The following is a 22,771-nucleotide window of genomic DNA, read 5'->3' as shown; positions in this document are numbered from 1 at the left end:
GCCATGGCTCCGCCATGCCGCCCTCCTCCGCCTTGCGATGCACGGCACCAGACGCCGCTCGCTGATCCGGCCTGATCGACGAGACACCCCCTAGCCCGCGCCGAGCCCCCGCAGCAGCTCCGGCAGCGCGCTCCCGATCGGCTCCCTGATCACCTCGTCGGCCAGCTCGTCGTACGGCGTCGGCTCGGCGTTGACGATGATCAGACGGGCCCCGTGGTCCGCGGCCACACCCGCCAGCCCCGCGGCGGGCTGCACCTGGAGGCTGGTGCCGGCGGCGATGAAGATCTGGCACGCCTTGGCGATCGCGACGGCGTCGCCCAGCACGACCGGGTCCAGCCGCTCGCCGAACATCACGGTCGCCGGCTTCAGGACGCCCCCGCACGTCCCGCACGGCGGATCCGGCTCCCCGGCCTCGACGCGGGCGAGGGCCTCCTCCATCGGCCCGCGCGCATGGCACGAGGTGCACACGTACCGGCGTGCCGTGCCGTGGAGTTCGAGAACCTTGCGGTCGGGCATCCCGGCGAGCTGGTGCAGGCCGTCCACGTTCTGGGTGATCACCCGCACCGGGACACCGGAGCGCTCCAGTTCCGCCACCGCCCGGTGCGCGGCGTTCGGCGAGGCCCGCAGCGCCCCGGCGTCCCGCCGCATCAGCCAGGACCGGCGGCGGATCTCCGGGTCGCCCATGTAGTACTCGTACGTCACCAGCTTCTCGGCCTCGGGGTCCCGCCGCCACAGCCCCTGGGGACCTCGGTAGTCGGGGATGCCGGAGTCGGTGGAGACACCGGCGCCGGTCAGCAGGGCGACGAGGGGCTTGTTCATGCCGCGAGGGTAGGGCGGACCGAAATGCCGAGGCGAACGGATATCCGTGGGCGGAGCGCGCTGCTAGGGTCCGCGCATGGCCAAGGTGACCGTATCGCTCGATGCCGCACTCGTCGTGGAAGCCATGGTGCTCGCCGGCGTCGGCAGCCCCCAGGACGCCGTCGAAGTGGTCCTGCGCGACTACATCGAACGCGGCCACCGCACCGAGGCCGTGACCGGCGCCCGCGACGAGGCGCTGCGCGAGGTCGACGTCAAGCCACGCGAAGAGGGCTGACCCCGCCCCGGCGCGCCCCGCCCGCCCGGATCACGCCACCTGCCGGGATCGTGCCGAGCGCCCGGATCGTGCCGGGCGCCCGGATAGCGCCACGCGCCCGGATCACGCCACCCGCTCGCCGTTCTCCAGCTCGGCCGTGCCCGAGCCGTCCGCCAGCACGTCCAGGGCGGCCAGCACCCGGCGGCCCAGGGCGCCCGGCAGATGGCCGGTCAGCTCCGCGCGCGGCACCAGCCGCCAGGACAGCAGCTCCTCCTCCTGGAGCCGGATCGCCTTGAAGTCGTCCTCGCCGAGCACACCGCCGTCGTACAGGTACGCCACCAGCGGCGGCCGGTTCACCCCGTGCACCCAGTCCACCGCGAGCAGCCGGCCGAGCGGGCGGTCCAGGCCGATCTCCTCGGCGGTCTCGCGGCGCGCGCCCTGGCGCGGGGTCTCGCCCTCGTCGGACTCGACCGTGCCGCCCGGAAGCGCCCAGCCCTCCCGGTAGTTGGGCTCGACGAGCAGCACCCGCCCCTCGGCGTCCCGGAAGAGCGCGGCGGCCCCGGCGAGGACACGGGGCAGCGAGGCGATGTACGCGGCGAAGTCAGGAGAGTTGGTCATCCTGGAAGGTTATCCAGCGGTCCGGGCCGCCTGCCCCGGGTCATCCGTACGCGGGACGCCTCGAACGGGCCTGCGGCGCGGCGCCGCCGGAACGCCGCGCCCGCGGCCTCAGTGCTCGGACTCCGCCAGCGCCAGCGTCCGCTCGGCCAGCTCGCTGATCCGCACCCCGTCGAAGCCGAAGACCGCGCTGCGCACCGTGTCCTGGAGCGGCTCGGTCCACTGCGGCGGGATGGCCCGCGCCCCGTTCAGCACCCCGGCCACCGAGCCCGCGGTCGCCCCGTTGGAGTCGGTGTCCAGGCCGCCGCGGACGGTGAGGGCGATGGTGCGGGTGAAGTCGCCGTCGCCGTACAGCAGCCCGGCGGTGAGCACCGCCGCGTTCGGCACGACGTGGATCCAGTGCCCCGCGGTCTCCTCGGACACCGTGTCGAGGGTGTCCTCCCAGGTCATCCGGGTGTCGTGCAGGGCGATCACCCGGCGCACGGTACGGGCCAGCCGACTGCTCGCCGGGATCACGGTCAGGGCCGCCTCCAGGGCCTCGCGGACGGTGGCCGCGGTGAACGCGGCCGAGATCAGCGCCGCCGCCCACATCGCGCCGTAGACGCCGTTGCCGGTGTGCGAGAGCACCGCGTCCCGGCGGGCCGGCGAGGCGGCGGCGCGGGGCAGGCCGGGGTGGGTCCAGCCGTGGATGTCGGCGCGGATGAGGGCGCCGATCCACTCCTGGTACGGGTTGTCGTAGGTCGCCGTGAGGGGCGGTCGAAGGCCGTTCGCGAGGTTGCGGTAGGCCGCGCGTTCCGCCGTGAACGTCTGGAGGTACGGCAGCCGCAACAGCCACAGATCGCCGACCTCCTCGGTGCTGAAGCCGAAGCCGCGGGTCTCCAGCAGATGCAGTCCGAGGACGGCGTAGTCGACGTCGTCGTCGCGGCAGCTGCCGTGGACCCGGCCGCGCACGCAGGCGCGCCACTCGGGGCGCAGCGGCGGCAGGCCGTGCCCGCCCGCCGGCGGCTCGGGGAGGTAGTCGGTCAGCGGCAGCGCGTCGGTCAGGCGCAGATAGCGGTCGATGCGGTCGCGCGTCCACAGCTCGCCCTGCTCGACCGGCTTGCCCAGCATGTTGCCCGCGATCCGGCCGAGCCAGCCGCCGTGCACGCGGTCGGCGAGGTCCGGTGCGGCGCCCACCGGGGTGGTGGCCGCGGTGCCCACAGAGGTCATGGCTTCCGGGTTACCCGTTTCCCCGCGCTCCCACCGGCCGGGGCCGGGGCGTTCCACGGTCCGGGCAGGGCATGACGGCGAGGGCGTCCTCCGGTTAAGGTCGCAGCGGCGCGACTGCCTTGACGTGCGCAAGGCTCGAAGAGCGAGGGGAAAGCAAGGTGGCTGACGCTGCACTGGACGGCGCCCGCAGGGTGCTTGTCGCCGCGGACAAGTTCAAGGGCTCGCTGACGGCCGTGGAGGTCGCCGAGCGGGTCACCGCCGGACTGCGCCGCATCGTCCCGGACGTCCGGGTCGAGGCGCTGCCCGTGGCCGACGGCGGCGACGGCACCGTGGCCGCGGCGGTCGCCGCCGGGTTCGAGCGCCGGGAGGTGCGGGTGGCCGGGCCGCTCGGCGCCGAGGTGACGGCCGCGTACGCGTTGCGCGGGGACACGGCGGTGGTGGAGATGGCGGAGGCCAGCGGCCTCCAGCGGCTCCCGGCGGGCGTCTTCGCCCCGCTGACCGCCTCCACGTACGGATCCGGCGAACTGCTGCGGGCCGCGCTGGACGCCGGCGCCCGCACGATCGTCTTCGGTGTCGGCGGCAGCGCGACCACGGACGGCGGCGCGGGCATGCTGGCCGCCCTCGGCGCGCGCTTCCTGGACGCCGACGGTGAGCCGGTGGCGCCCGGCGGCGGCGGTCTGGCCGCGCTGGCGACCGCCGACCTGTCCGGGCTGGACGAGCGGCTGGCCGAGGTCGAGCTGGTGCTCGCCAGCGACGTCGACAACCCGCTGACCGGGCCCAAGGGCGCGCCGGCCGTGTACGGGCCGCAGAAGGGCGCCTCGCCGGACGACGTGGCCACCCTGGACGCGGCGCTCGCGCACTTCGCCGAGGTGCTGGCCGCCACGCCCGGAGCCGGCGCGAGGGCCGCCGAGTACGCGGAGTCCCCGGGCGCGGGCGCGGCCGGCGGCATCGGCTACGGCGCGCTGCTCGTCGGCGCCCGCTTCCGCCCCGGTATCGAGGTCATGCTGGACGTTCTGGGCTTCGCCCCGGCGCTGGAGCGGGCCGACCTGGTGATCACCGGCGAGGGTTCGCTGGACGAGCAGACCCTGCACGGCAAGGCCCCGGCGGGCGTCGCCGCGGCCGCGCGGGCGGCCGGCAAGGAGGTCGTCGCGGTCTGCGGGCGGCTCGCGCTGGCGCCCGAGGCGCTGGGCGGCGCCGGCATCCGCCGCGCCTACCCGCTGACCGACGAGGAGCCGGACGTCGCGAAGTGCATCGCCGACGCCGGCCCCATCCTGGAGCGGGTGGCGGAGCACATCGCCCGCGACTTCCTGAGCTGATCGCCGCTCTCGGACAAGGCGAAGGGCCCCGGACCAGATACTGGTCCGGGGCCCTTTTCGCGGCGGAAGGCTACGACTGTGCCGCCCGCGCCTCACGCCGGTTGTCGCGGAAGTTGTTCACCCGGCGGGCCGTGGCGAACAGCGGGATCACCGCGCCGAGCACCAGCTGCAGCGCGCAGCCGGTCTGGAGCAGCAGCTGACCGCCGGGGGCGTCGAAGGCCCAGGCGGCGAGCAGACCCATCGCGGAGACGATCCAGGAGAGCATCGCCACCGCCAGCGGACCGCGCGGCTTCGGGTACTCGACCCGGCTGACCATCAGCCACGCCGTGCCGAGGATCGCCAGCAGCGTCGCCACGAAGGGCAGCTCCAGCAGCACGATGGAGACCACCGTCAGCGCGCCGAAGGGGCTCGGCATGCCCTGGAAGGTGCCGTCCTTCACCGTCACACAGCTGAATCTGGCGAGCCTGAGCACCACCGCCAGCAGGACGACGATCGCACCGACCGCGGCCACCCGCTGGTGCGCGTCGTCCGCGACCATGCCGTAGACGAGGACGAAGTACGCCGGGGCCAGGCCGAAGCTGATCAGGTCGGAGAGGTTGTCCAGCTCCGCGCCCATCGGCGACGACCGCAGCTTGCGCGCCACCAGACCGTCGAACAGGTCGAAGACCGCCGCGCAGAGCATCAGGATGACCGCCGTGGCGGCGCTGTGCCGCGCCATGCCGGTCTCCTGGCTGCCCGTGAGGTGCGGGATCAGGATGCCCGTGGTGGTGAAGTACACCGCCATGAAGCCACAGGTGGCATTGCCGAGGGTGAGCGTGTCCGCTATCGACAGGCGGAGCGAGAGCGGCATCTCCTCCTCGTCGTCCTCGACCGCCTCCGGGACCCAGCCCGGCTGCGCCTCCGGATCAGTCACGGTCAATGCGAGTCACCCCTGCCACGGTCTTCTGGCCGACCTCCACCGCGACCTCGACCCCCTCGGGCAGGTACAGGTCCACGCGCGAGCCGAAGCGGATCAGACCGATGCGCTCGCCCTGCTCGACCTTGGTGCCCTGCGGGAGGTACGGGACGATACGGCGGGCCACCGCGCCGGCGATCTGGATCATCTCGATGTCGCCCAGCTCGGTGTCGAAGTGCCACACGACCCGCTCGTTGTTCTCGCTCTCCTTGTTGAAAGCGGGAACGAAGCCGCCCGGGATGTGCTCGACCGACGTCACCGTGCCGGCCAGCGGCGCGCGGTTGACGTGGACGTTCAGCGGGCTCATGAAGATCGCGACGCGGGTACGCCCGTCCTTCCACGGCATGATGCTCTGCACCACACCGTCGGCCGGGGAGATGACCCGGCCCTGGGTGATCTCGCGCTCGGGGTCGCGGAAGAACCACAGCATCCCCGCCGCGAGCGCGGTGGCGGGAACGGCGACGGCCTTGGCGGCGCCGGAGCGGCGCGCACGGGCCAGGCTGAGGGCTGCGGTGGCGACGGTCGGGAGAAGCCACGGCGATGCTCCGCGCGCGAGGCGTACGCCGACTCGGCTGTCGCGAGGTGCAGAGGTTTGGCTGTGGGGCATGGATGACCTTCGTAGCGGATGATGCCGCGCTTCTGACGGGGGACGGCGGCTTTCCGGCGATCGTAGCGGCTAACCGCCACAACTGGGTAAGCCAGGCAGCCGAGTCGGCGGCCGAAGAGTGCCTACGGGGTGTGATCTTCTTCTCGAAGAAAACACCCCGTTCCGGACAATCAGCCCTGGAATCGATACTCTTCGAGCAGCCTGCGCCCGATGATCATTTTCTGGATCTCGGCGGTACCTTCGCCGATCAGCAGCATCGGGGCCTCGCGGTAGAGGCGCTCGATCTCGTACTCCTTGGAGAAGCCGTAGCCGCCGTGGATCCGGAAGGCATCCTCCACGACCTCCTTGCAGTACTCGGAGGCGAGGTACTTCGCCATCCCAGCCTCAAGGTCGTTTCGCTCCCCGGAGTCCTTTTTGCGTGCCGCGTTCACCATCATGGCATGGGCGGCCTCCACCTTGGTAGCCATCTCCGCCAGCTTGAACTGGATGGCCTGGTGCTGGGCGATCGGCTTGCCGAAAGTGTGACGCTGCTGGGCGTACTGGACGCCCAGCTCGAACGCACGCTGAGCGACACCGCAGCCACGCGCCGCGACGTTGACGCGGCCGACCTCCACGCCGTCCATCATCTGGTAAAAACCGCGTCCCGTCACCCCTCCGAGCACGCGATCCGCGGGAATCCGCAGGCCGTCCATGATGAGCTCGGTGGTGTCGACGCCCTTGTAGCCCATCTTGTCGATCTTGCCCGGGATGGTGAGGCCGGGACGGACCTCGCCGAAACCGGGCTCCTTCTCGACCAGGAAGGTCGTCATCGACTTGTGCGGCGCGGTGCCCTCGGGGTGTCCTTCGTCACTCCGGACCAGAACGGCCACCAGCGAGGACGTCCCGCCGTTCGTCAGCCACATCTTCTGGCCGTTCAGGACGTACTCGTCGCCGTCCTTCACCGCCTTCGACGAGATGGCCGACACGTCCGAGCCCAGCGCCGGCTCCGACATCGAGAAGGCGCCGCGGATGTCACCGGCCGCCATCCTCGGCAGGAAGTGGTCCTTCTGCTCCTGGGTGCCGTGCTGCTTGAGCATGTACGCCACGATGAAGTGGGTGTTGATGATGCCGGAGACCGACATCCAGCCGCGGGCGATCTCCTCGACGCACAGCGCGTACGTCAGCAGCGACTCGCCCAGACCCCCGTACTCCTCGGGGATCATCAGACCGAACAGACCCAGTTCCTTCAGGCCGTCCACGATCGCTTGCGGGTACTCGTCGCGGTGCTCCAGCTCGGTGGCGACCGGGATGATCTCCTTGTCCACGAAGTCGCGGACGGTGGCCAGGATCTCCTGCTGGATGTCCGTCAGGCCGGCGGTCTGGGCGAGGCGTGCCATCGTTACTTCTCCGTCTTTTCCGAAGGTGCGTTCAGCTCCGGGCGGCCCGGCTGCTCGCCGCCGCGCTCCTTGATGTACGTCTCGGTGGGCACCATCACCTTGCGGCGGAAGACGCAGACCAGCGTGCCGTCCTGCTTGTAGCCCTTGGTCTCGACGTAGACGATGCCGCGGTCGTTCTTGGACTTCGACGGCCACTTGTCGAGCACGGTCGTCTGGCCGTAGATCGTGTCGCCGTGGAAGGTCGGCGCCACGTGCTTCAGCGACTCGATCTCCAGGTTGGCGATCGCCTTGCCGGAGATGTCCGGCACGGACATGCCGAGCAGCAGCGAGTAGATGTAGTTCCCGACGACCACGTTCTTGCCGAAGTCGGTCGTCTTCTCCGCATAGTTGGTGTCCATGTGGAGCGGGTGGTGGTTCATGGTGAGGAGACAGAACAGGTGGTCGTCGTACTCCGTGACCGTCTTGCCCGGCCAGTGCTTGTACGTCGCCCCGACCTCGAACTCCTCGTAGGTGCGCCCGAACTGCATCGCCTCACGCCTCCGGAATCTCGAACTTGCTGGTGCGCCGCATACCGGCGGCGCGGCCCTTGCCGGAGATGACCAGCGCCATCTTGCGGCTGGCCTCGTCGATCATCTCGTCGCCGAGCATCGCCGAGCCCTTCTTGCCGCCCGCCTCGGACGTGTAGTAGTCGTACGCGTCCAGGATCAGCTCGGCGTGGTCGTAGTCCTCCTGCGACGGCGAGAAGATCTCGTTGGAGGCCTCGACCTGGCCCGGGTGCAGCACCCACTTGCCGTCGAAGCCGAGCGCGGCGGCACGCCGTGCGACCTCGCGGTAGCCCTCGACGTTGCGGATCTGGAGGTAGGGGCCGTCGATCGCCTGGAGGTCGTTGGCGCGGGCGGCCATCAGGATCTTCATCAGGATGTAGTGGTAGGCGTCCGCCGGGTAGCCGGGCGGCTGCTCGCCCACGACCAGCGACTTCATGTTGATCGACGCCATGAAGTCGGCCGGGCCGAAGATGATCGTCTCGATGCGCGGGGAGGCCTGCGCGATCTCGTTGACGTTGTTCAGGCCCTGCGCGTTCTCGATCTGCGCCTCGATGCCGATCCGGCCGACCTCGAAGCCCATCGTCTTCTCGATCTGGGTCAGCAGCAGGTCGAGCGCGACCACCTGCTGGGCGTTCTGCACCTTCGGCAGCATGATGCAGTCGAGGTTCTGGCCGGCGCCCTCGACGACCGTGACGACGTCACGGTAGGTCCACTCGGTGGTCCAGTCGTTGACGCGCACGACGCGGGTCTTGCCCGTCCAGTCGCCCTCGTTGAGGAACTTCACGATGGTGTGCCGCGCCTCGGGCTTGGCGAGCGGCGCGCACGCGTCCTCCAGGTCGAGGAAGACCTGGTCCGCCGCAAGGCCCTGCGCCTTCTCCAGGAAGCGCGGGTTGCTTCCCGGCACCGCGAGACACGAGCGGCGGGGACGCAGACGGTTGACGGTCATGCGGGGACCTCCAGGGGGTCGAGCTTGTTCGCTTTCCGGATCTCGTCGACGATGCGGCCGATGATTCCGGTGATGTCGAAGTCCTTCGGGGTGAAGACCGCGGCGACTCCGGCGGCACGCAGCTGTTCGGCGTCACCGTTCGGGATGATGCCACCCGCGATCACCGGAATGTCTGTGGCGCCGGCCACACGCAGCCGGTCCAGCACGTCCGGCACCAGCTGCGCGTGCGATCCGGAGAGGATGGACAGGCCGACCGCGTGCACGTCCTCGGCCAGCGCCGCGTCCACGATCTGCTCGGGCGTGAGCCGGATGCCCTGGTAGACCACCTCGAAGCCGGCGTCACGAGCCCGCACCGCGATCTGCTCGGCGCCGTTGGAGTGACCGTCCAGACCGGGCTTGCCGACCAGGAAGCGCAGCTTGCCGACGCCGAGGTCCTGCGCGGTCAGCTCGACCGAACGGCGGACCCGGGCGAGCGCGGTGCCCTCCGCGGCGGTCACCGCGACCGGGGCGGAGGAGACGCCCGTGGGCGCCCGGAACTCGCCGAACACCTCGCGCAGGGCCCCGGCCCACTCACCGGTCGTGACACCGGCGCGGGCGCACTCCAGGGTGGCCTCCATGAGGTTGTCGGTGCCCTTGGCGGCCTCCTTCAGCCGCTCCAGCGCCTTGCACGGGCGCGGGTGGTTGAAGGGCGGCTGGTAGCGGGTGTCGCGCCAGTGCTGGAGCGAGGCGATGACCCGCGCCTCGACGGCCGGGTCGACCGTCTGGATCGCCGTGTCGAGGTCGGCGGTCAGCGGGTTCGGCTCGGTCGACTCGAAGATGTTGACGCCGACGATCTTCTCCTGGCCGGACTCGATCCGCGCCCGGCGCTCGGCGTGCGAGGCGACCAGCTGCGACTTGAGATAGCCGGACTCGACGGCCGCCATCGCGCCGCCCATCTCCTGGATGCGGTCGATCTCCGCGAAGGACTCGGTGACGAGCTGGTCCACCTTCGCCTCGATCACCTTCGAGCCCTCGAAGATGTCCGCGTACTCCAGCAGGTCGCTCTCGTAGGCGAGCACCTGCTGGATGCGCAGCGACCACTGCTGGTCCCACGGCCGCGGCAGGCCCAGCGCCTCGTTCCAGGCGGGGAGCTGCACGGCACGCGCGCGGGCGTCCTTGGACAGCGTCACGGCCAGCATCTCCAGCACGATCCGCTGGACGTTGTTCTCCGGCTGCGCCTCGGTCAGCCCGAGGGAGTTGACCTGGACGCCGTAGCGGAAGCGGCGCTGCTTGGGGTTCTCGATGCCGTACCGCTCGCGGGTGATCCGGTCCCAGATGCGGCCGAAGGCGCGCATCTTGCACATCTCCTCGACGAAGCGGACGCCCGCGTTGACGAAGAAGGAGATACGGGCGACGACGTCGCCCATGCGCTCCTGCGGCACCTGGCCGGAGTCGCGCACGGCGTCGAGGACCGCGATCGCGGTGGACATCGCGTACGCGATCTCCTGCACCGGCGTGGCGCCCGCCTCCTGCAGGTGGTAGCTGCAGATGTTGATCGGGTTCCACTTCGGGATGTGGGAGACCGTGTACGCGATCATGTCCGTCGTCAGGCGCAGGCTCGGCCCCGGCGGGAAGACGTGCGTCCCGCGGGACAGGTACTCCTTGACGATGTCGTTCTGGGTCGTGCCCTGGAGCTGGGTGATGTCCGCGCCCTGCTCCTCCGCGACGACCTGGTAGAGCGCCAGCAGCCACATGGCCGTGGCGTTGATGGTCATCGAGGTGTTCATCTGCTCCAGGGGGATGTCCTGGAACAGCCGGCGCATGTCACCGAGGTGCGCGACCGGCACGCCGACCCGGCCGACCTCGCCGCGGGCGAGGATGTGGTCGGAGTCGTAGCCGGTCTGGGTCGGCAGGTCGAACGCCACCGACAGACCCGTCTGCCCCTTGGCGAGGTTGCGCCGGTACAGCTCGTTGGACGCCTCGGCCGTGGAGTGACCGGCGTAGGTCCGCATGAGCCACGGCCGGTCCTTCTGACGCTCACTCATGTGCGACCTCAGATGTTCCGGAAGCGGTTGATGGCGTCGATGTGCTTGGCGCGCAGCTCCGCGTCCCGCACGCCCAGGCCCTCCTCGGGCGCCAGGCACAGCACGCCGACCTTGCCCTGGTGGGCGTTGCGGTGGACGTCGTGGGCGGCCTGGCCGGTGTCCTCCAGGGAGTACACCTTGGACAGCGTCGGGTGGATCTTGCCCTTGGCGATGAGGCGGTTGGCCTCCCAGGCCTCGCGGTAGTTCGCGAAGTGCGAGCCGATGATGCGCTTCAGCGACATCCACAGGTAGCGGTTGTCGTACTCGTGCATGTAGCCCGAGGTCGAGGCGCAGGTGGTGATGGTGCCGCCCTTGCGGGTGACGAAGACGCTCGCGCCGAAGGTCTCGCGGCCGGGGTGCTCGAAGACGATGTCGATGTCCTCGCCGCCGGTGAGTTCGCGGATGCGCTTGCCGAAGCGCTTCCACTCCTTCGGGTCCTGGGTCCGCTCGTCCTTCCAGAACTTGTAGCCCTCGGCGTTGCGGTCGATGATCGCCTCGGCGCCCATCGAGCGGCAGATGTCCGCCTTCTGGTCGCTGGAGACGACACAGATCGGGTTGGCGCCGCCGGCCAGCGCGAACTGGGTGGCGTAGGAGCCGAGGCCGCCGCTCGCGCCCCAGATCAGCACGTTGTCGCCCTGCTTCATGCCGGCGCCGTTGCGGGAGACCAGCTGGCGGTAGGCGGTGGAGTTCACCAGGCCCGGCGCGGCGGCCTCCTCCCAGCTGAGGTGGTCCGGCTTGGGCATCAGCTGGTTGGACTTGACCAGGGCGATCTCGGCGAGGCCGCCGAAGTTGGTCTCGAAGCCCCAGATGCGCTGCTCGGGGTCGAGCATGGTGTCGTTGTGGCCGTCGGAGGACTCCATCTCGACGGACAGACAGTGCGCGACGACCTCGTCACCGGGCTTCCAGGCGTTCACGCCGGGGCCGGTGCGCAGCACGACGCCCGCGAGGTCGGAGCCGATGATGTGGTACGGCAGGTCGTGGCGCTTGGCGAGCTCGTTGGTGCGGCCGTAGCGCTCCAGGAAACCGAAGGTGGACAGCGGCTCGAAGATCGAGGTCCACACCGAGTTGTAGTTGACCGAGGAGGCCATCACGGCCACCAGGGCCTCGCCCGGGCCCAGCTCGGGCAGCGGCACCTCGTCCAGGTGCAGCGACTTGCGCGGGTCCTTGTCGCGGGTCTCGAGGCCCGCGAACATCTCGGCCTCGTCCTTGTGGACGGTGATCGCCCGGTACGACTCGGGCAGCGGCAGAGCGGCGAAGTCGGCCGAGGTGGAGTCGGGCGACTGGATCGCGTCCAGGATGTCCTTAACGGTCACGGTAGTGCCTCCGGCGGTGAGCGCCCTTGAGGGAGGGGCGCTGAGGGTTACGTCGGTGCTGCTGAGGGTTGAGGGTGTGCCGTCGGTTCGGCGGGGTGGTGCTGGATCGGCAGCGCTTTGTGGCGCGGGAGGGTGCCTGTGACGCAGGCGTCCGGGCGCGCGGGCCGTCGGCTCGCGGGGACAGTCGGCGCACTGGTGATAGCGGTGCTCCGGCCGCCCGGACAACTTCAACGTATGGCACGCCGTGTCACCCCGCAAGGCACTGGGTGCCAGAAGTTGCTCTCAGATGAAATCTTTACTTGACAGATGAGCGATGATCGATCGAACGCCCTCGGAAAGCACCCCGAAAACCCCCTCTGACATGCCAAAACGGCCACCCCGAGGGGTGGCCGTCATCACATCGTGCCGCGCGTCGGCGGGCGCGCTCAGCGCTCCTTCAGCGCCTCCTCGATGGTCCGCATGACCTCTTCCAGAGGGGCGTCGGTGCGCGCCACCGTCACCAGCACCTCGCCCTGCGCCGAGACCGCCGCCGGAGCGGCCTTCGGGGTGCCGGCGGCGGTGCGCCCGGCGCCGATCCCGGAGCCGAAGGTCTTGCGGACGATCGCGAAGGCGTGGTCCAGCTGGGCCTCCACGTCGCCCTGGCCGCCCGCCCGCAGCCAGCGGCGCAGCACATGGTTGTGGGCGGTGACCACGGCCGACGCGGCGACCTCCGCCAGCAGCGGGTCGTCGTTGGCGTCGTCGTCATGGGCGTGCTCGTCGAAGTGGCCGAGGAGATAGCGGGTGAAGAGGCGCTCGTAGCGGGCCACCGACGCGATCTCCGCCTCGCGCAGGGTGGGCACCTCGCGCGTCAGCTTGTAGCGGGCGACCGAGATCTCCGGGCGGGCCGCGTACATCTTCATGACTTCCTTGATCCCGCGGCACACCGTGTCGAGCGGATGCTCGTGCGCGGGCGCCGCGTTGAGCACCGCCTCGGCGCGGATCAGCGTGTCGTCGTGGTCCGGGAAGATCGCCTCTTCCTTGGAGCGGAAGTGACGGAAGAAGGTGCGGCGGGCGACCCCGGCCGCGGCCGCGATCTCGTCGACGGTGGTCGCCTCGTACCCCTTGGTCGCGAACAGCTCCATCGCCGCGGCCGCCAGTTCGCGGCGCATTTTCAGCCGCTGGGCGGCGGCGCGGCTGCCTGCGGCGCTCTCCGGCGCATCGGCCGTGGCGGGTGTACGGGAGGACTTGGCGGGCTGGGACATGACCCGAACGTACTGCATGTGCGCAGCCCTTCGCGCAGGTCCGGGGTTTCCCCCGCCCTCGGCGGGCGGGGGAGTGCGGGCCCGGGCGGGCCCGGTGAGGCGGGCCGGGTCGAGCAGCCCGCCCCAGTCCGCGCCCGCCCGGAACCAGTCGCCGGGCCGCTCAGCGCCGGGCATATTCGCGGAAGCCGCGGCCCGTCTTGCGGCCGAGGCAGCCCGCGGCCACCAGGTGCTCCAGCAGCGGCGCCGGAGCCAGGCCCGGGTCGCGGAACTCGCGGTGCAGGACCTGCTCGATGGCGAGCGAGACATCCAGTCCCACCACGTCCAGCAGCTCGAACGGACCCATCGGGTAGCCGCCGCCGAGCTTCATCGCGGCGTCGATGTCGTCCAGCGAGGCGTAGTGGTCCTGGACCATCTTGATCGCGTTGTTCAGGTACGGGAAGAGCAGCGCGTTCACGATGAACCCGGCGCGGTCGCCGCAGTCCACCGCGTGCTTGCGGATCTTCGCGCACACCTCGCGGACCGTGGCGTGGACGTCGTCCGAGGTCAGCACGGTACGGACGACCTCGACCAGCTTCATCGCCGGCGCCGGGTTGAAGAAGTGCATGCCGATCACGTCCTGCGGGCGCGAGGTGGCGCGGGCGCAGGCGACGACGGGCAGCGAGGAGGTGGTGGTGGCCAGCACCGCGCCCGGCTTGCAGACCTTGTCCAGCGTGGCGAACAGCTGCCGCTTGACCTCCAGGTCCTCGGCCACCGCCTCGACCGCCAGATCGACGTCGGCGAAGGCGTCGTAGGAGCCCGCCGGGGTGATCCGCTCCAGGGTCTGGGCGGCCGCCTCGGCGGTCATCCGGCCCTTGTCGACGGAGCGGGCCAGCGACTTGCCGATCCGGGCCTTGGCGGCCTCGGCCTTCTCGTCGCTGCGGGCGGCGAGGACGACCTCGTAGCCGGCCTTGGCGAACACCTCGGCGATGCCGGACGCCATGGTGCCGGAGCCCGCGACACCGACCGAGCGGACCGGGCGGCCCGGGACCTCGAGGTCGCCGGCGCGCGGGGTCAACGCGTCCGGCACGACGGTGGCGCTGTTCGGGGCCTCGTAGGTGTAGAAGCCGCGGCCCGCCTTGCGGCCGGTCAGGCCCGCCTCGCTGAGCTGCTTGAGGATGGGCGCGGGGGCGTGCAGCCGGTCGCGGGACTCGGCGTACATCGCCTCCAGGACGGTGCGGGCGGTGTCGACGCCGATCAGGTCGAGCAGGGCGAGCGGGCCCATCGGCAGTCCGCAGCCCAGCCGCATCGCGGCGTCGATGTCCTCGCGGGAGGCGTACTTCGCCTCGTACATCGCGGCGGCCTGGTTGAGGTAGCCGAACAGCAGTCCGTCGGCGACGAATCCGGGCCGGTCGCCGACCGCGACGGGCTCCTTGCCGAGGTCCACGGCGAGCTGGGTCACCGCGGTGACGGCCGCCGGAGCGGTCAGCACCGAGGAGACCACCTCGACCAGCTTCATCGCCGGGGCCGGGTTGAAGAAGTGGAGTCCGAGGACGCGCTCCGGGCGGGCGGACTCGGCGGCGAGGCGGGTGACGGACAGCGCGTTGGTGCCGGTGGCCAGGATCGTCTCCGGCCGCACGACGGCGTCCAGTTCCCGGAAGATCTGCTGCTTGATCTCGTACGACTCCGGCACCACCTCGATGACCAGGTCGGCCTCGGCGGCGGCCCGCAGATCGGTGGCGGTGCGGATCCGGCCGAGCGCCTGTGCGCGCTCCTGCTCGGTGAGCCTGCCGCGCTCGACGGCGTGGGCGGTGGAGGCCTCCAGGGCGGCGACGCACCGCGCGGCCTGGGCCTCGCTGATGTCGATGCCGACGACCGTGCGGCCGGCCTTGGCCAGGACCTCGGCGATGCCGGTGCCCATGGTGCCGAGGCCGACGACGGCGACGGTCTGAAGGGGGGACAGGGAACTGTCGGACAGGGGAGCGGCCATCGCGGGACTCCAGGAATGAGGGTGACGACGGGAAGCGCGACCGGGTGCGCCGAAGGGCGCACCGGGTGCGTGAGGAGATGCGGGTGTTGGCCGGGCTGCGAGCGCACACGCCCGGTGCCGGTCGCCGCGGACGCGCACACGTCCGCCGGACGACGGGTATCCGACCGGCCCTGTCCCGTGGCCGGGTCGTACCGAGGTACCTGAGGTACCGAACCGACTGCTTCCTCCACTGCCCGAGGGAGCGGAGGGTGCCTCCGCGCGGCGGCCGCGTCACCAGACCGTCGCGAGGAGAGGCGAGTGGGTAACTCGCTCGTCTGAGCTTAACCGGCGGGTAACGAGCGCGCCAGTCCCCGGTCTTTGTGATGTACGTCCCTTCGCGCGCCGATCGCCCCTACCCTCACCTCATGGATGTCAGGGACGAAGCGTCACGAGCGCTCACGGAGCGTTTACGGCAGGAGTCGGGAGCCTCGGCGGCGTACACCCATCTGCTGGCGAGCGAGGACCACGACGAACTCGCGGAGGTGCTGACCGCGCCCGGCCGGCCGCTGTGGGCCCGTGAACTGGCCGCGTTCCGGCTCGGCGTGGCGGGCGACCGGCGGGCCTTCGAGGCGCTCGTGCTGCTCCTCAACCACCGCGACCCGCCCCGCTGCGCCGCCGCCGCGCACGCCCTGGCCCGCCTCGGCGACCCGCGCACCGCCCGCGCGGCCGCGGCCCTCGCCACCAACGAACTGCGCGTGGCCTACGCCCTGCACCCGGTCCGCCTGCTGGTGGAGCTGCGCGCCCCGGAGTCGGTGCCGGCCCTCATCACCACCCTGCGACGACGGCTGCGCCCGCACGACCCCTACCGCCGGGTGGCCCTCGCCTGCGTGGACGGCCTCGGCGCGCTGGCCGACCCACGGGCCCGCCCCGTGCTCAACGAGGCCCTGGCCCACCCGAACCTCGCGGAGGCCGCCGTACGGGCGCTGGGACGCATCCCCCGGCAGCGCTGACCCGGCCGGACCGTCGGGCAGGTGGGTGTCGTCAGTCCCGTGCCGTCGGCACCACCGCGTACGCCTCGATCTCCATGCGGAACTCCGGACGCACCAGCGCCGCCACCTGGACCGCGGACGCGGCCGGGAGGCGGTCGTCGGGTATGTGGCGGGCCCTGGCCTCGCGGATCGCGGGCAGATCGGCCATGTCCGTGACGAAGTAGGTGAGTTTGACGACGTCGTCGAAGCCGGCGCCGGCTGCGGCGAGACAGCGGCCGAGGTTCTCGAAGACCTGGCGGGCCTGGGCGGCCGGGTCGTCCTCGCCGACCGGCTCGCCCTTCTCGTCCAGCGGCAGCTGGCCGGCGACGGCCACGAAACGGCCGGTGCCCATGACCACATGGGAGTACTGGGCGGCGGGGGCGACGCCGTCGGGGGCGGGGATCCTGGTCAGCTCGCTCATGGGTCCATGGTGGACCAAGGGTCTGACAACGCCCCCGACGGGCCGTCACCTCATGCTCTGACAGAGGCCGTTCAGCTACGGAAGCCGAGCAGACGGTGCAGCGCCGCCCCCTGCGCCGCGGTGGACGCCTTGTCGCCGCGCGGCTTCGGGTCGGGCAGGGCCGCGCACACCGCGTCCGCCTCGCCCCGGCCGCGCGGCACCGTGCCGTCGGCCAGATACGCCGCCAGGTGCTTGTCCAGGCAGGCGTTGCCGCTCAGCGTGACGCCATGGTTGCCGCCGCCCTCCTCGACCACCAGGCTGGAGCCGGCCAGCAGCCGGTGCACCGTCGCACCGCCCTGGAACGGGGTCGCCGCGTCACCGGTCGCCTGGAACAGCAGGACCGGCGGCAACTGCCCGTTGGACACGTTCAGCGGACGCCGCGACTCCGTCGGCCAGAACGCGCACGGCGCGTTGTACCAGGCGTTGTTCCAGGTCATGAACGGCGCCCTGGCGTGCACCGCCCAGTTGTCCTTGCGCCACTGCTCCCAGTCGCGCGGCCAGACCGCGTCCCGGCACTGCACCGCGGCGTAGACGCCGTAGCCGTTGTCGCCGGAGGCGTCCACCGCGCCGAGGTCCTCGTACGCCTTGACGAGGGGCTGCGGGTTCTCGTCGTTGACGTACGCCGCGAACGCCTCGGCGAGAGAGGGCCAGTAGCCGTTGTAGTAGCCGCCGGGCAGGAAGGTGTCCTCCAGTTCCGAGCCCCCCACCGTGCCGCCGGCCGGCTTCCTCGCCAGCGCCGCCCGCATCGTGTACCAGGCGGTCTCGACCTGCTCCGGGTCGTCGCCGAGCCGGTAGGCCGCGTCGTGCTCGGCCACCCACGCCAGGAACGCGCGGTGGCGCTCGTTGAAGGCGACGTCCTGCGCCAGGTTCGCCTCGTACCAGACGCCGCTCGGGTCGACGACCGAGTCCAGGACCAGGCGGCGCACCCGTTCCGGGTGCAGCTTGGCGTACACCGCGCCGAGGTAGGTGCCGTAGGAGTAGCCGAAGTAGTTGATCCGCGGGGCGCCGAGCGCCTGCCGGATCCGCTCGATGTCCCGCGCGGCGCCGGCCGTGTCGATGTACGGCAGCACGTCCGCGTACTTCGCCCGGCACGCCTCGGCGAACGACTTCGCGCGCGCCAGGTTGGCCTCCTCGGCGGCGGCCGTGTCCGGCACCGAGTCCGGCCGCACCGGGTCGAAGTGGCCGGGCCGGCAGTCCAGCGCGGGCTCGCTGCGGCCCACTCCGCGCGGGTCGAAGCCGATGACGTCGTACTGGGCGGCTACCTCCGCGGGCAGCGCGGAGGCGACGAATCCGGCGAGTGCGAGGCCGCTGCCGCCGGGACCGCCGGGGTTGACCAGCAGCGGGCCCTGGAAGGTCGGCGCGGTGTGCGGGACACGGGACAGCGCCAGCGTGATCTGCCGGCCGTCGGGGTCCGCGTGGTCCAGCGGCACCTTCAGGGACGCGCACTGGAGGGTCGGATGGTCGGTGGTGCCGCACTTCTTCCAGGCGAGCTCCGCGGCGGGAGCGGGTTCCGCGCGCGGGTCGGTGGCCCGGGCGGGGGCGGCGCCGACCGTCGCGGCCACCACGGCGGCGGCGCCGCACAGGACGGCGGCGCGTCTTCTCAGGGAGTGCTGGGGGTGCAAGAAGTCCTCCCGGGACGGAGGTGGGAGGACCGCGAAGGCCACGGTCCTCGCCGCATCGTCCCGACGAGGACGCCCGGAAGAACATGTTCGGATGATATTTGACCCGATTGCTCCGCCCCGTGCGCTCCGATCAGATGAGTCGGGCGGGTCAGATGAGAGTGAGCTGGGTCGGTTCGTCCAGTGCCGACGGCTCCGGCCGGTGCTCGCGGATCCGGCGCGGCATGCCCGCGCGGGCGGGGCCGATGCCGTACTCCTGGGCCAGTTCGTGCACCTGGCGGGTGATCTGCCGCTGGTACCACTTCGGGGCGTACGCGCCGTCGGCGTACAGCCGCTCGTAGCGCCGCACCAGCGAGGGGTGCTCGCGGGCCAGCCAGGCCATGAACCACTCCCGGGCGCCGGGCCGCAGATGCAGCGCCAGTGGTGTCACCGAGGTGGCCCCGGAGGCCGCGATCGCCCGTACCGTCGCCCGCAGCTGCGCCGGGTGGTCGCTCAGGAACGGGATCACCGGCGCCATCAGCACCCCGCAGCCGATGCCGTGCTCGCCGAGGGTCCGTACGACGTCCAGCCGCCGCTCCGGTGCCGGGGTGCCCGGCTCCACGGTCCGCCACAGCTCGGCGTCGGTGAAGCCGACCGAGACGGAGATGCCGACGTCCGTCACCCGCGCGGCCCGCGTCAGCAGCTCCAGGTCGCGCAGGATCAGCGTGCCCTTGGTCAGGATCGAGAACGGGTTGGCGTGGTCGGTCAGGGCGCCGATGATCCCCGGCATCAGCCGGTAGCGGCCCTCCGCGCGCTGGTAGCAGTCGACGTTGGTGCCCATGGCGACGTGCTCGCCCTGCCACCGGCGGGAGGCGAGCTGGCGGCGCAGCAGCTCCGGCGCGTTCACCTTGACCACGATCTGGGAGTCGAAGTCGAGGCCGGTGTCGAGGTCGAGATAGCTGTGCGTCTTGCGGGCGAAGCAGTAGACGCAGGCGTGCGAGCACCCGCGGTAGGGGTTGACCGTCCATTCGAAGGGCATGCGCGACGCCCCGGGCACGCGGTTGAGAATCGAGCGGGCCCGCACCTCGTGAAAGGTGATCCCGCGGAACTCCGGGGTGTCGAAGGTCCGGGTGGTCACCGCGTCCGCGCCGAACAGCGCGGCGTCCGCCCGGCTGTGGTCACCGGACTCGGCGGAGAGGTTCTCCCAGCGCATGACGCCTCCTCGGTAGTGCTCCAACCCAGAATAGAACATGTGTTCCCATGATCGTGCGAACGCGGCCGGGGCCCCGATTTGGGCGGCCGGGGACCGGGGTGGTTGGCTTGCCCCAACCCCGAGAACCCCAGGTGCTGGAGGAACGCAATGGCGCAGGTCGAGGCCACTACCGAGCGGGTCGTCGCGGCGGACCCGGAGACGGTGTTCGACGCTCTCGCCGACTACAGCGGCACGCGCGCGAAGCTGCTGCCCGAGCACTTCAGCGAGTACGAGGTGCGCGAGGGCGGCGACGGCGAGGGCACCCTCGTCCACTGGAAGCTCCAGGCCACCAGCAAGCGCATCCGGGACTGCCTGCTGGAGGTCAGCGAGCCCACCGACGGCGAGCTGGTCGAGAAGGACCGCAACTCCTCCATGGTCACCACCTGGCGCGTCACGCCGGCCGGCGAGGGCAGCTCCCGTGTCGTGGTGACCACGGTGTGGAACGGTGCCGGCGGCATCGGCGGCTTCTTCGAGAAGACGTTCGCCCCCAAGGGCCTCGGCCGGATCTACGACGCGGTGCTCGCCAAGCTCGCCGCCGAGGTCGAGAAGTAGTCAAGAAGCAACCCCGCAGGGGGCGTTGCCGCCCTCACCGGATCGAGTGGTTCTCCGTATCGACCGGCTTTACGCCGTAACTCGTCGCGCTTGCCCGTAGTTGTCGATTTGCGCAGGCATTTCTGTGGAAATCGCGCGGCAGCGCGACGAGGGGAGCGGTACGTGGGCGGGATCACTCCGGTGCAGGACGAGCCGGTCACGGCGGCGCCCCCGCAGGCCCCCGCCCCACCCCCCGCCCAGAGCGCCACCGAACTCGGCCCGCGCCGCGTGCGCCTGGTCTTCTTCGCGCTGATGCTGGCCCTGCTCCTGGCCGCCCTGGAGCAGATGATCGTCGCCACCGCCCTGCCGAAGATCGTCGGCGAGCTGCACGGCCTGGACAAGATGTCCTGGGCGATCACCGCCTATCTGCTCACCGCCACCATCGGCCTGCCGATCTACGGCAAACTCGGCGACCTCCTCGGCCGCAAGGGCGTCTTCCAGTTCGCCATCGTCGTCTTCGTCGTCGGCTCCGCGCTCGCGGGCCGCGCCCAGACCATGGACCAGCTGATCGCCTACCGCGCGGTGCAGGGCGTCGGCGCGGGCGGGCTCATGATCGGCGTGCAGGCGATCATCGCGGACGTCGTGCCGCCCCGGCAGCGCGGCCGGTACATGGGACTGATCGGCGCCGCCTTCGGACTCGCCTCGGTGGCCGGCCCGCTGCTCGGCGGCTACTTCACCGACCACCTCTCCTGGCGCTGGTGCTTCTACATCAACGTGCCCTTCGGCCTGGTCACCCTCGCCGTGGTCGCCGTCGTCCTCAAACTGCCCAAGCCCACCGCGAAGCCCCGCCTCGACATCCTCGGCGCGCTGCTGCTCGCCGCCGCCTCCACCTGCCTGGTGCTGCTCACCAGCTGGGGCGGCACCGAGTACGCCTGGGACTCCCGGGTGATTCTCGCCCTCGGCGCGGGTGCCCTCGCGGCCACCGTCTGCTTCCTCGTCGCCGAGCGCTTCGCCGCCGAACCCCTCATCCCGCTGCGGCTGTTCCGCGACTCGGTCTTCAACGTCACCGGCCTGGTCGGCCTCGTCATCGGCGTCGCCCTGTTCGGCGCCGCGAGCTATCTGCCGACGTTCCTCCAGATGGTGGACGGGGCCAGCGCCACCGAGTCGGGGCTGCTGATGCTGCCCATGATGGCCGGCATCGTCGGCGCGTCCATCGTCTCCGGACAGCTCATCAGCCACACCGGCCGCTACAAGGTCTATCCCGTCCTCGGCAGCCTGCTGTCCGCCGTCGGCATGTGGCTGCTCTCCCGCCTCGAGACCGACACGCCCCGGCTGCACTACAGCCTCTGGATGGCCGTCCTCGGCGCCGGTATCGGCCTGGTGATGCCGGTGCTGATCCTCGCCGTGCAGAACTCCGTGCGCCCCGCCGACCTCGGCACCGCCACCAGCGCCAACAACTACTTCCGGCAGATCGGCGGCAGCGTCGGCGCCGCCGTCTTCGGCACCCTCTTCGCCGCCCGGCTCGACGACTCCCTGCGCGACCACCTCCCCGCGCGGACCGGCACCGGCCTGCCCGACCCCGAGTCGCTGACCCCGGAACTGGTCCACGCGCTGCCCCCGGAACTGCGCGACGGCTACATCCAGGCCTACGCCGAAGCCATGCCGAGGATCTTCCTCCACCTCGTGCCGGTGCTCGTCCTCGGCCTGCTCATCGCCTTCTTCCTCAAGGAGAAACCGCTGGTGTCCCACAACGCCCCCGCCGCCGCCCCGGAGACCGCGCCACCGCCCCCGCCGCCGCCCGCGCCCGCCCCGATCCCGCAGGCCCGCGCCTCCCACGCGGCCGGCATCCCGGTCTGCGGAACCGTGCAGCACCCCGACGGCACCGTCGTCCCGCGCGCGGCGCTCACCCTCATCGACGTCGCCGGCCGGCAGATCGGGCGCGGCGCCAGCGCCGAGGACGGACGGTACGCGCTGGCCACCCCGGGCCCCGGGGCGTACGTCCTGATCGCCGCCGCCGGCGGCCACCAGCCGCAGGCGGTGTCGGTGACCGTCGGCGAGCGCCCGGTCGAACTCGACGTCGTCCTCGGCGGCGCCGGACGCCTCGCCGGCACCGTGGTCACCGCCGACGGCACCCCCGTCCGGGACGCCATCGTCACCCTGACCAACGTGCACGGTGAGGTCGTCGCGAGCACCCGCAGCGGCCGTGAGGGCGGTTACGTCATCACCGAACTGGTCGCCGGCGAGTACACCCTCGCCGCCGGCGCGCCCGCGTTCCGCCCGGCCGCCCTCCCGGTCAGCGTCCAGGCCGCCCGCGAGACCCGCCAGGACATCGAGCTCGCGGGCGGCGCGGTGCTGCGCGGCACCGTCCGGGCCGGCGGCGGACGGCCCGTCGAGGACGCCCGCGTGACCCTGCTGGACGCGGCCGGCAACGTCGTCGACACCCTGACCACCGGACCCGAGGGCACCTTCCGGTTCATCGATCTGTCCTCCGGCGAGTACACCGTCATCGCGGCCGGCTACCCGCCCGTGGCGACCGTGCTCCAGGTCGCGGGCGGCGGACGCACCGAACGCGATCTCCAGCTCGGACACGAGGACTGAGCCCTCCGGCCCGCCGGTGCGCGCGCCGGAGCGTTCCGGCGCCGTCGATTCCCGGGTTGCCGCACATCACCGGCGGCCGTCGCCGTACGGTGGACGGACCG

At 71.6% G+C, this 22,771-nt stretch carries 20 protein-coding genes; 5 read left to right on the top strand and 15 right to left on the bottom strand.

Translation table 11 applies throughout. The annotated features are described in order from the left end of the window. Positions 1 to 90: 90 nt before the first annotated feature. On the bottom strand, positions 91 to 819 hold the full coding sequence (locus tag ABT232_RS20680; protein WP_351841904.1) for an SIR2 family NAD-dependent protein deacylase: 729 nt from the start codon (positions 817 to 819) through the stop codon (positions 91 to 93). 76 nt (positions 820 to 895) lie between these two features. Between ABT232_RS20680 and ABT232_RS20675 the strand changes: the two genes are divergently transcribed. Continuing rightward, on the top strand, positions 896 to 1,093 hold the full coding sequence (locus ABT232_RS20675; protein WP_351841902.1) for a type II toxin-antitoxin system VapB family antitoxin: 198 nt from the start codon (positions 896 to 898) through the stop codon (positions 1,091 to 1,093). 102 nt (positions 1,094 to 1,195) lie between these two features. On the opposite strand, the gene ABT232_RS20670 is transcribed toward ABT232_RS20675, so the two are convergent. Together ABT232_RS20670 and ABT232_RS20665 are read right to left on the bottom strand one after the other, a co-directional pair. After that, positions 1,196 to 1,690: an NUDIX domain-containing protein gene (locus ABT232_RS20670; RefSeq protein WP_351841900.1), complete on the bottom strand. Its 495-nt coding sequence runs from the start codon at positions 1,688 to 1,690 to the stop codon at positions 1,196 to 1,198. 108 nt (positions 1,691 to 1,798) lie between these two features. After that, positions 1,799 to 2,896 carry an ADP-ribosylglycohydrolase family protein gene (locus ABT232_RS20665; RefSeq protein WP_351841898.1) on the bottom strand — a complete coding sequence of 366 codons (1,098 nt, stop codon included), beginning with the start codon at positions 2,894 to 2,896 and terminating at the stop codon, positions 1,799 to 1,801. Between the two features lie 158 nt (positions 2,897 to 3,054). Between ABT232_RS20665 and ABT232_RS20660 the strand changes: the two genes are divergently transcribed. Continuing rightward, positions 3,055 to 4,212, top strand: a complete 1,158-nt coding sequence (locus ABT232_RS20660) for a glycerate kinase (protein WP_450871988.1) — start codon at positions 3,055 to 3,057, stop codon at positions 4,210 to 4,212. A gap of 70 nt (positions 4,213 to 4,282) precedes the next feature. On the opposite strand, the gene pssA is transcribed toward ABT232_RS20660, so the two are convergent. From pssA to ABT232_RS20615, 9 genes are all read right to left on the bottom strand, one after another. Then, complete coding sequence (pssA, locus tag ABT232_RS20655; protein WP_351841896.1) at positions 4,283 to 5,131, bottom strand: CDP-diacylglycerol--serine O-phosphatidyltransferase; 849 nt, start codon at positions 5,129 to 5,131, stop codon at positions 4,283 to 4,285. After that, a complete protein-coding gene (locus ABT232_RS20650) occupies positions 5,118 to 5,774 on the bottom strand; it encodes a phosphatidylserine decarboxylase (protein ID WP_351841894.1) in 657 nt (218 codons plus the stop codon). Before ABT232_RS20650 ends, pssA begins: the two co-directional genes overlap by 14 nt. Positions 5,775 to 5,944: 170 nt before the next feature. Beyond that, positions 5,945 to 7,150, bottom strand: coding sequence for an acyl-CoA dehydrogenase family protein (locus ABT232_RS20645; protein WP_351841892.1), 1,206 nt, complete (start codon positions 7,148 to 7,150; stop codon positions 5,945 to 5,947). Between the two features lie 2 nt (positions 7,151 to 7,152). Then, on the bottom strand, positions 7,153 to 7,677 hold the full coding sequence (locus tag ABT232_RS20640) for a MaoC family dehydratase (RefSeq protein ID WP_020943167.1): 525 nt from the start codon (positions 7,675 to 7,677) through the stop codon (positions 7,153 to 7,155). Positions 7,678 to 7,681: 4 nt separating this feature from the next. Beyond that, positions 7,682 to 8,641 carry an HpcH/HpaI aldolase/citrate lyase family protein gene (locus tag ABT232_RS20635; RefSeq protein WP_351841889.1) on the bottom strand — a complete coding sequence of 320 codons (960 nt, stop codon included), beginning with the start codon at positions 8,639 to 8,641 and terminating at the stop codon, positions 7,682 to 7,684. Beyond that, positions 8,638 to 10,665 (bottom strand): ethylmalonyl-CoA mutase, encoded by a 2,028-nt coding sequence (locus ABT232_RS20630; RefSeq protein WP_351841887.1) that lies wholly within the window; start codon positions 10,663 to 10,665, stop codon positions 8,638 to 8,640. Before ABT232_RS20630 ends, ABT232_RS20635 begins: the two co-directional genes overlap by 4 nt. Positions 10,666 to 10,673: 8 nt before the next feature. Further along, positions 10,674 to 12,017, bottom strand: coding sequence for a crotonyl-CoA carboxylase/reductase (ccrA, locus tag ABT232_RS20625; protein ID WP_351841885.1), 1,344 nt, complete (start codon positions 12,015 to 12,017; stop codon positions 10,674 to 10,676). 425 nt (positions 12,018 to 12,442) lie between these two features. Beyond that, complete coding sequence (locus ABT232_RS20620; RefSeq protein WP_351841883.1) at positions 12,443 to 13,258, bottom strand: TetR family transcriptional regulator; 816 nt, start codon at positions 13,256 to 13,258, stop codon at positions 12,443 to 12,445. 160 nt (positions 13,259 to 13,418) lie between these two features. Next, a complete protein-coding gene (locus ABT232_RS20615; protein WP_351841881.1) occupies positions 13,419 to 15,224 on the bottom strand; it encodes a 3-hydroxyacyl-CoA dehydrogenase family protein in 1,806 nt (601 codons plus the stop codon). A 404-nt stretch (positions 15,225 to 15,628) separates the two neighbouring features. On the opposite strand from ABT232_RS20615, the gene ABT232_RS20610 reads away from it, so the two are divergent. Further along, the gene (locus ABT232_RS20610; RefSeq protein WP_351841879.1) at positions 15,629 to 16,213 is read left to right on the top strand and encodes an adenylosuccinate lyase; all 585 of its coding nucleotides are present in this window, start codon (positions 15,629 to 15,631) and stop codon (positions 16,211 to 16,213) included. A 31-nt stretch (positions 16,214 to 16,244) separates the two neighbouring features. On the opposite strand, the gene ABT232_RS20605 is transcribed toward ABT232_RS20610, so the two are convergent. From ABT232_RS20605 to ABT232_RS20595, 3 genes are all read right to left on the bottom strand, one after another. Then, positions 16,245 to 16,652: a RidA family protein gene (locus tag ABT232_RS20605; RefSeq protein WP_351841877.1), complete on the bottom strand. Its 408-nt coding sequence runs from the start codon at positions 16,650 to 16,652 to the stop codon at positions 16,245 to 16,247. 71 nt (positions 16,653 to 16,723) lie between these two features. Further along, entirely contained in the window at positions 16,724 to 18,295 is a 1,572-nt protein-coding gene (locus ABT232_RS20600; protein WP_351841914.1) for an alpha/beta hydrolase, read from the bottom strand. A gap of 166 nt (positions 18,296 to 18,461) precedes the next feature. Further along, on the bottom strand, positions 18,462 to 19,502 hold the full coding sequence (locus ABT232_RS20595; RefSeq protein WP_351841875.1) for an Rv2578c family radical SAM protein: 1,041 nt from the start codon (positions 19,500 to 19,502) through the stop codon (positions 18,462 to 18,464). Positions 19,503 to 19,649: 147 nt separating this feature from the next. Here ABT232_RS20595 and ABT232_RS20590 point away from each other — a divergent pair, with 147 nt between their 5' ends. Both ABT232_RS20590 and ABT232_RS20585 read left to right on the top strand, forming a co-directional pair. Continuing rightward, on the top strand, positions 19,650 to 20,093 hold the full coding sequence (locus tag ABT232_RS20590; protein WP_351841873.1) for an SRPBCC family protein: 444 nt from the start codon (positions 19,650 to 19,652) through the stop codon (positions 20,091 to 20,093). 162 nt (positions 20,094 to 20,255) lie between these two features. Next, entirely contained in the window at positions 20,256 to 22,670 is a 2,415-nt protein-coding gene (locus tag ABT232_RS20585; RefSeq protein WP_351841871.1) for an MFS transporter, read from the top strand. Positions 22,671 to 22,771: the final 101 nt, after the last annotated feature.

This window comes from Streptomyces sp. NPDC001532 (genome assembly GCF_040298625.1).
Taxonomy (GTDB): domain Bacteria; phylum Actinomycetota; class Actinomycetes; order Streptomycetales; family Streptomycetaceae; genus Streptomyces.
This window is presented reverse-complemented; position numbering and strand designations above follow the sequence as displayed.

Coding starts and splice junctions, on each gene's coding strand:
- ABT232_RS20610 (WP_351841879.1), top strand. CDS start 15,629: ATGGATGTCAGGGACGAAGCGTCACGAGCGCTCACGGAGCGTTTACGG.
- ABT232_RS20605 (WP_351841877.1), bottom strand. CDS start 16,652: ATGAGCGAGCTGACCAGGATCCCCGCCCCCGACGGCGTCGCCCCCGCC.
- ABT232_RS20620 (WP_351841883.1), bottom strand. CDS start 13,258: ATGTCCCAGCCCGCCAAGTCCTCCCGTACACCCGCCACGGCCGATGCG.
- ABT232_RS20590 (WP_351841873.1), top strand. CDS start 19,650: ATGGCGCAGGTCGAGGCCACTACCGAGCGGGTCGTCGCGGCGGACCCG.
- ABT232_RS20670 (WP_351841900.1), bottom strand. CDS start 1,690: ATGACCAACTCTCCTGACTTCGCCGCGTACATCGCCTCGCTGCCCCGT.
- ABT232_RS20635 (WP_351841889.1), bottom strand. CDS start 8,641: ATGACCGTCAACCGTCTGCGTCCCCGCCGCTCGTGTCTCGCGGTGCCG.
- ABT232_RS20630 (WP_351841887.1), bottom strand. CDS start 10,665: ATGAGTGAGCGTCAGAAGGACCGGCCGTGGCTCATGCGGACCTACGCC.
- ABT232_RS20640 (WP_020943167.1), bottom strand. CDS start 7,677: ATGCAGTTCGGGCGCACCTACGAGGAGTTCGAGGTCGGGGCGACGTAC.
- ABT232_RS20665 (WP_351841898.1), bottom strand. CDS start 2,896: ATGACCTCTGTGGGCACCGCGGCCACCACCCCGGTGGGCGCCGCACCG.
- ABT232_RS20650 (WP_351841894.1), bottom strand. CDS start 5,774: ATGCCCCACAGCCAAACCTCTGCACCTCGCGACAGCCGAGTCGGCGTA.
- ABT232_RS20595 (WP_351841875.1), bottom strand. CDS start 19,502: ATGCGCTGGGAGAACCTCTCCGCCGAGTCCGGTGACCACAGCCGGGCG.
- ABT232_RS20680 (WP_351841904.1), bottom strand. CDS start 819: ATGAACAAGCCCCTCGTCGCCCTGCTGACCGGCGCCGGTGTCTCCACC.
- ABT232_RS20675 (WP_351841902.1), top strand. CDS start 896: ATGGCCAAGGTGACCGTATCGCTCGATGCCGCACTCGTCGTGGAAGCC.
- ABT232_RS20615 (WP_351841881.1), bottom strand. CDS start 15,224: ATGGCCGCTCCCCTGTCCGACAGTTCCCTGTCCCCCCTTCAGACCGTC.
- ABT232_RS20645 (WP_351841892.1), bottom strand. CDS start 7,150: ATGGCACGCCTCGCCCAGACCGCCGGCCTGACGGACATCCAGCAGGAG.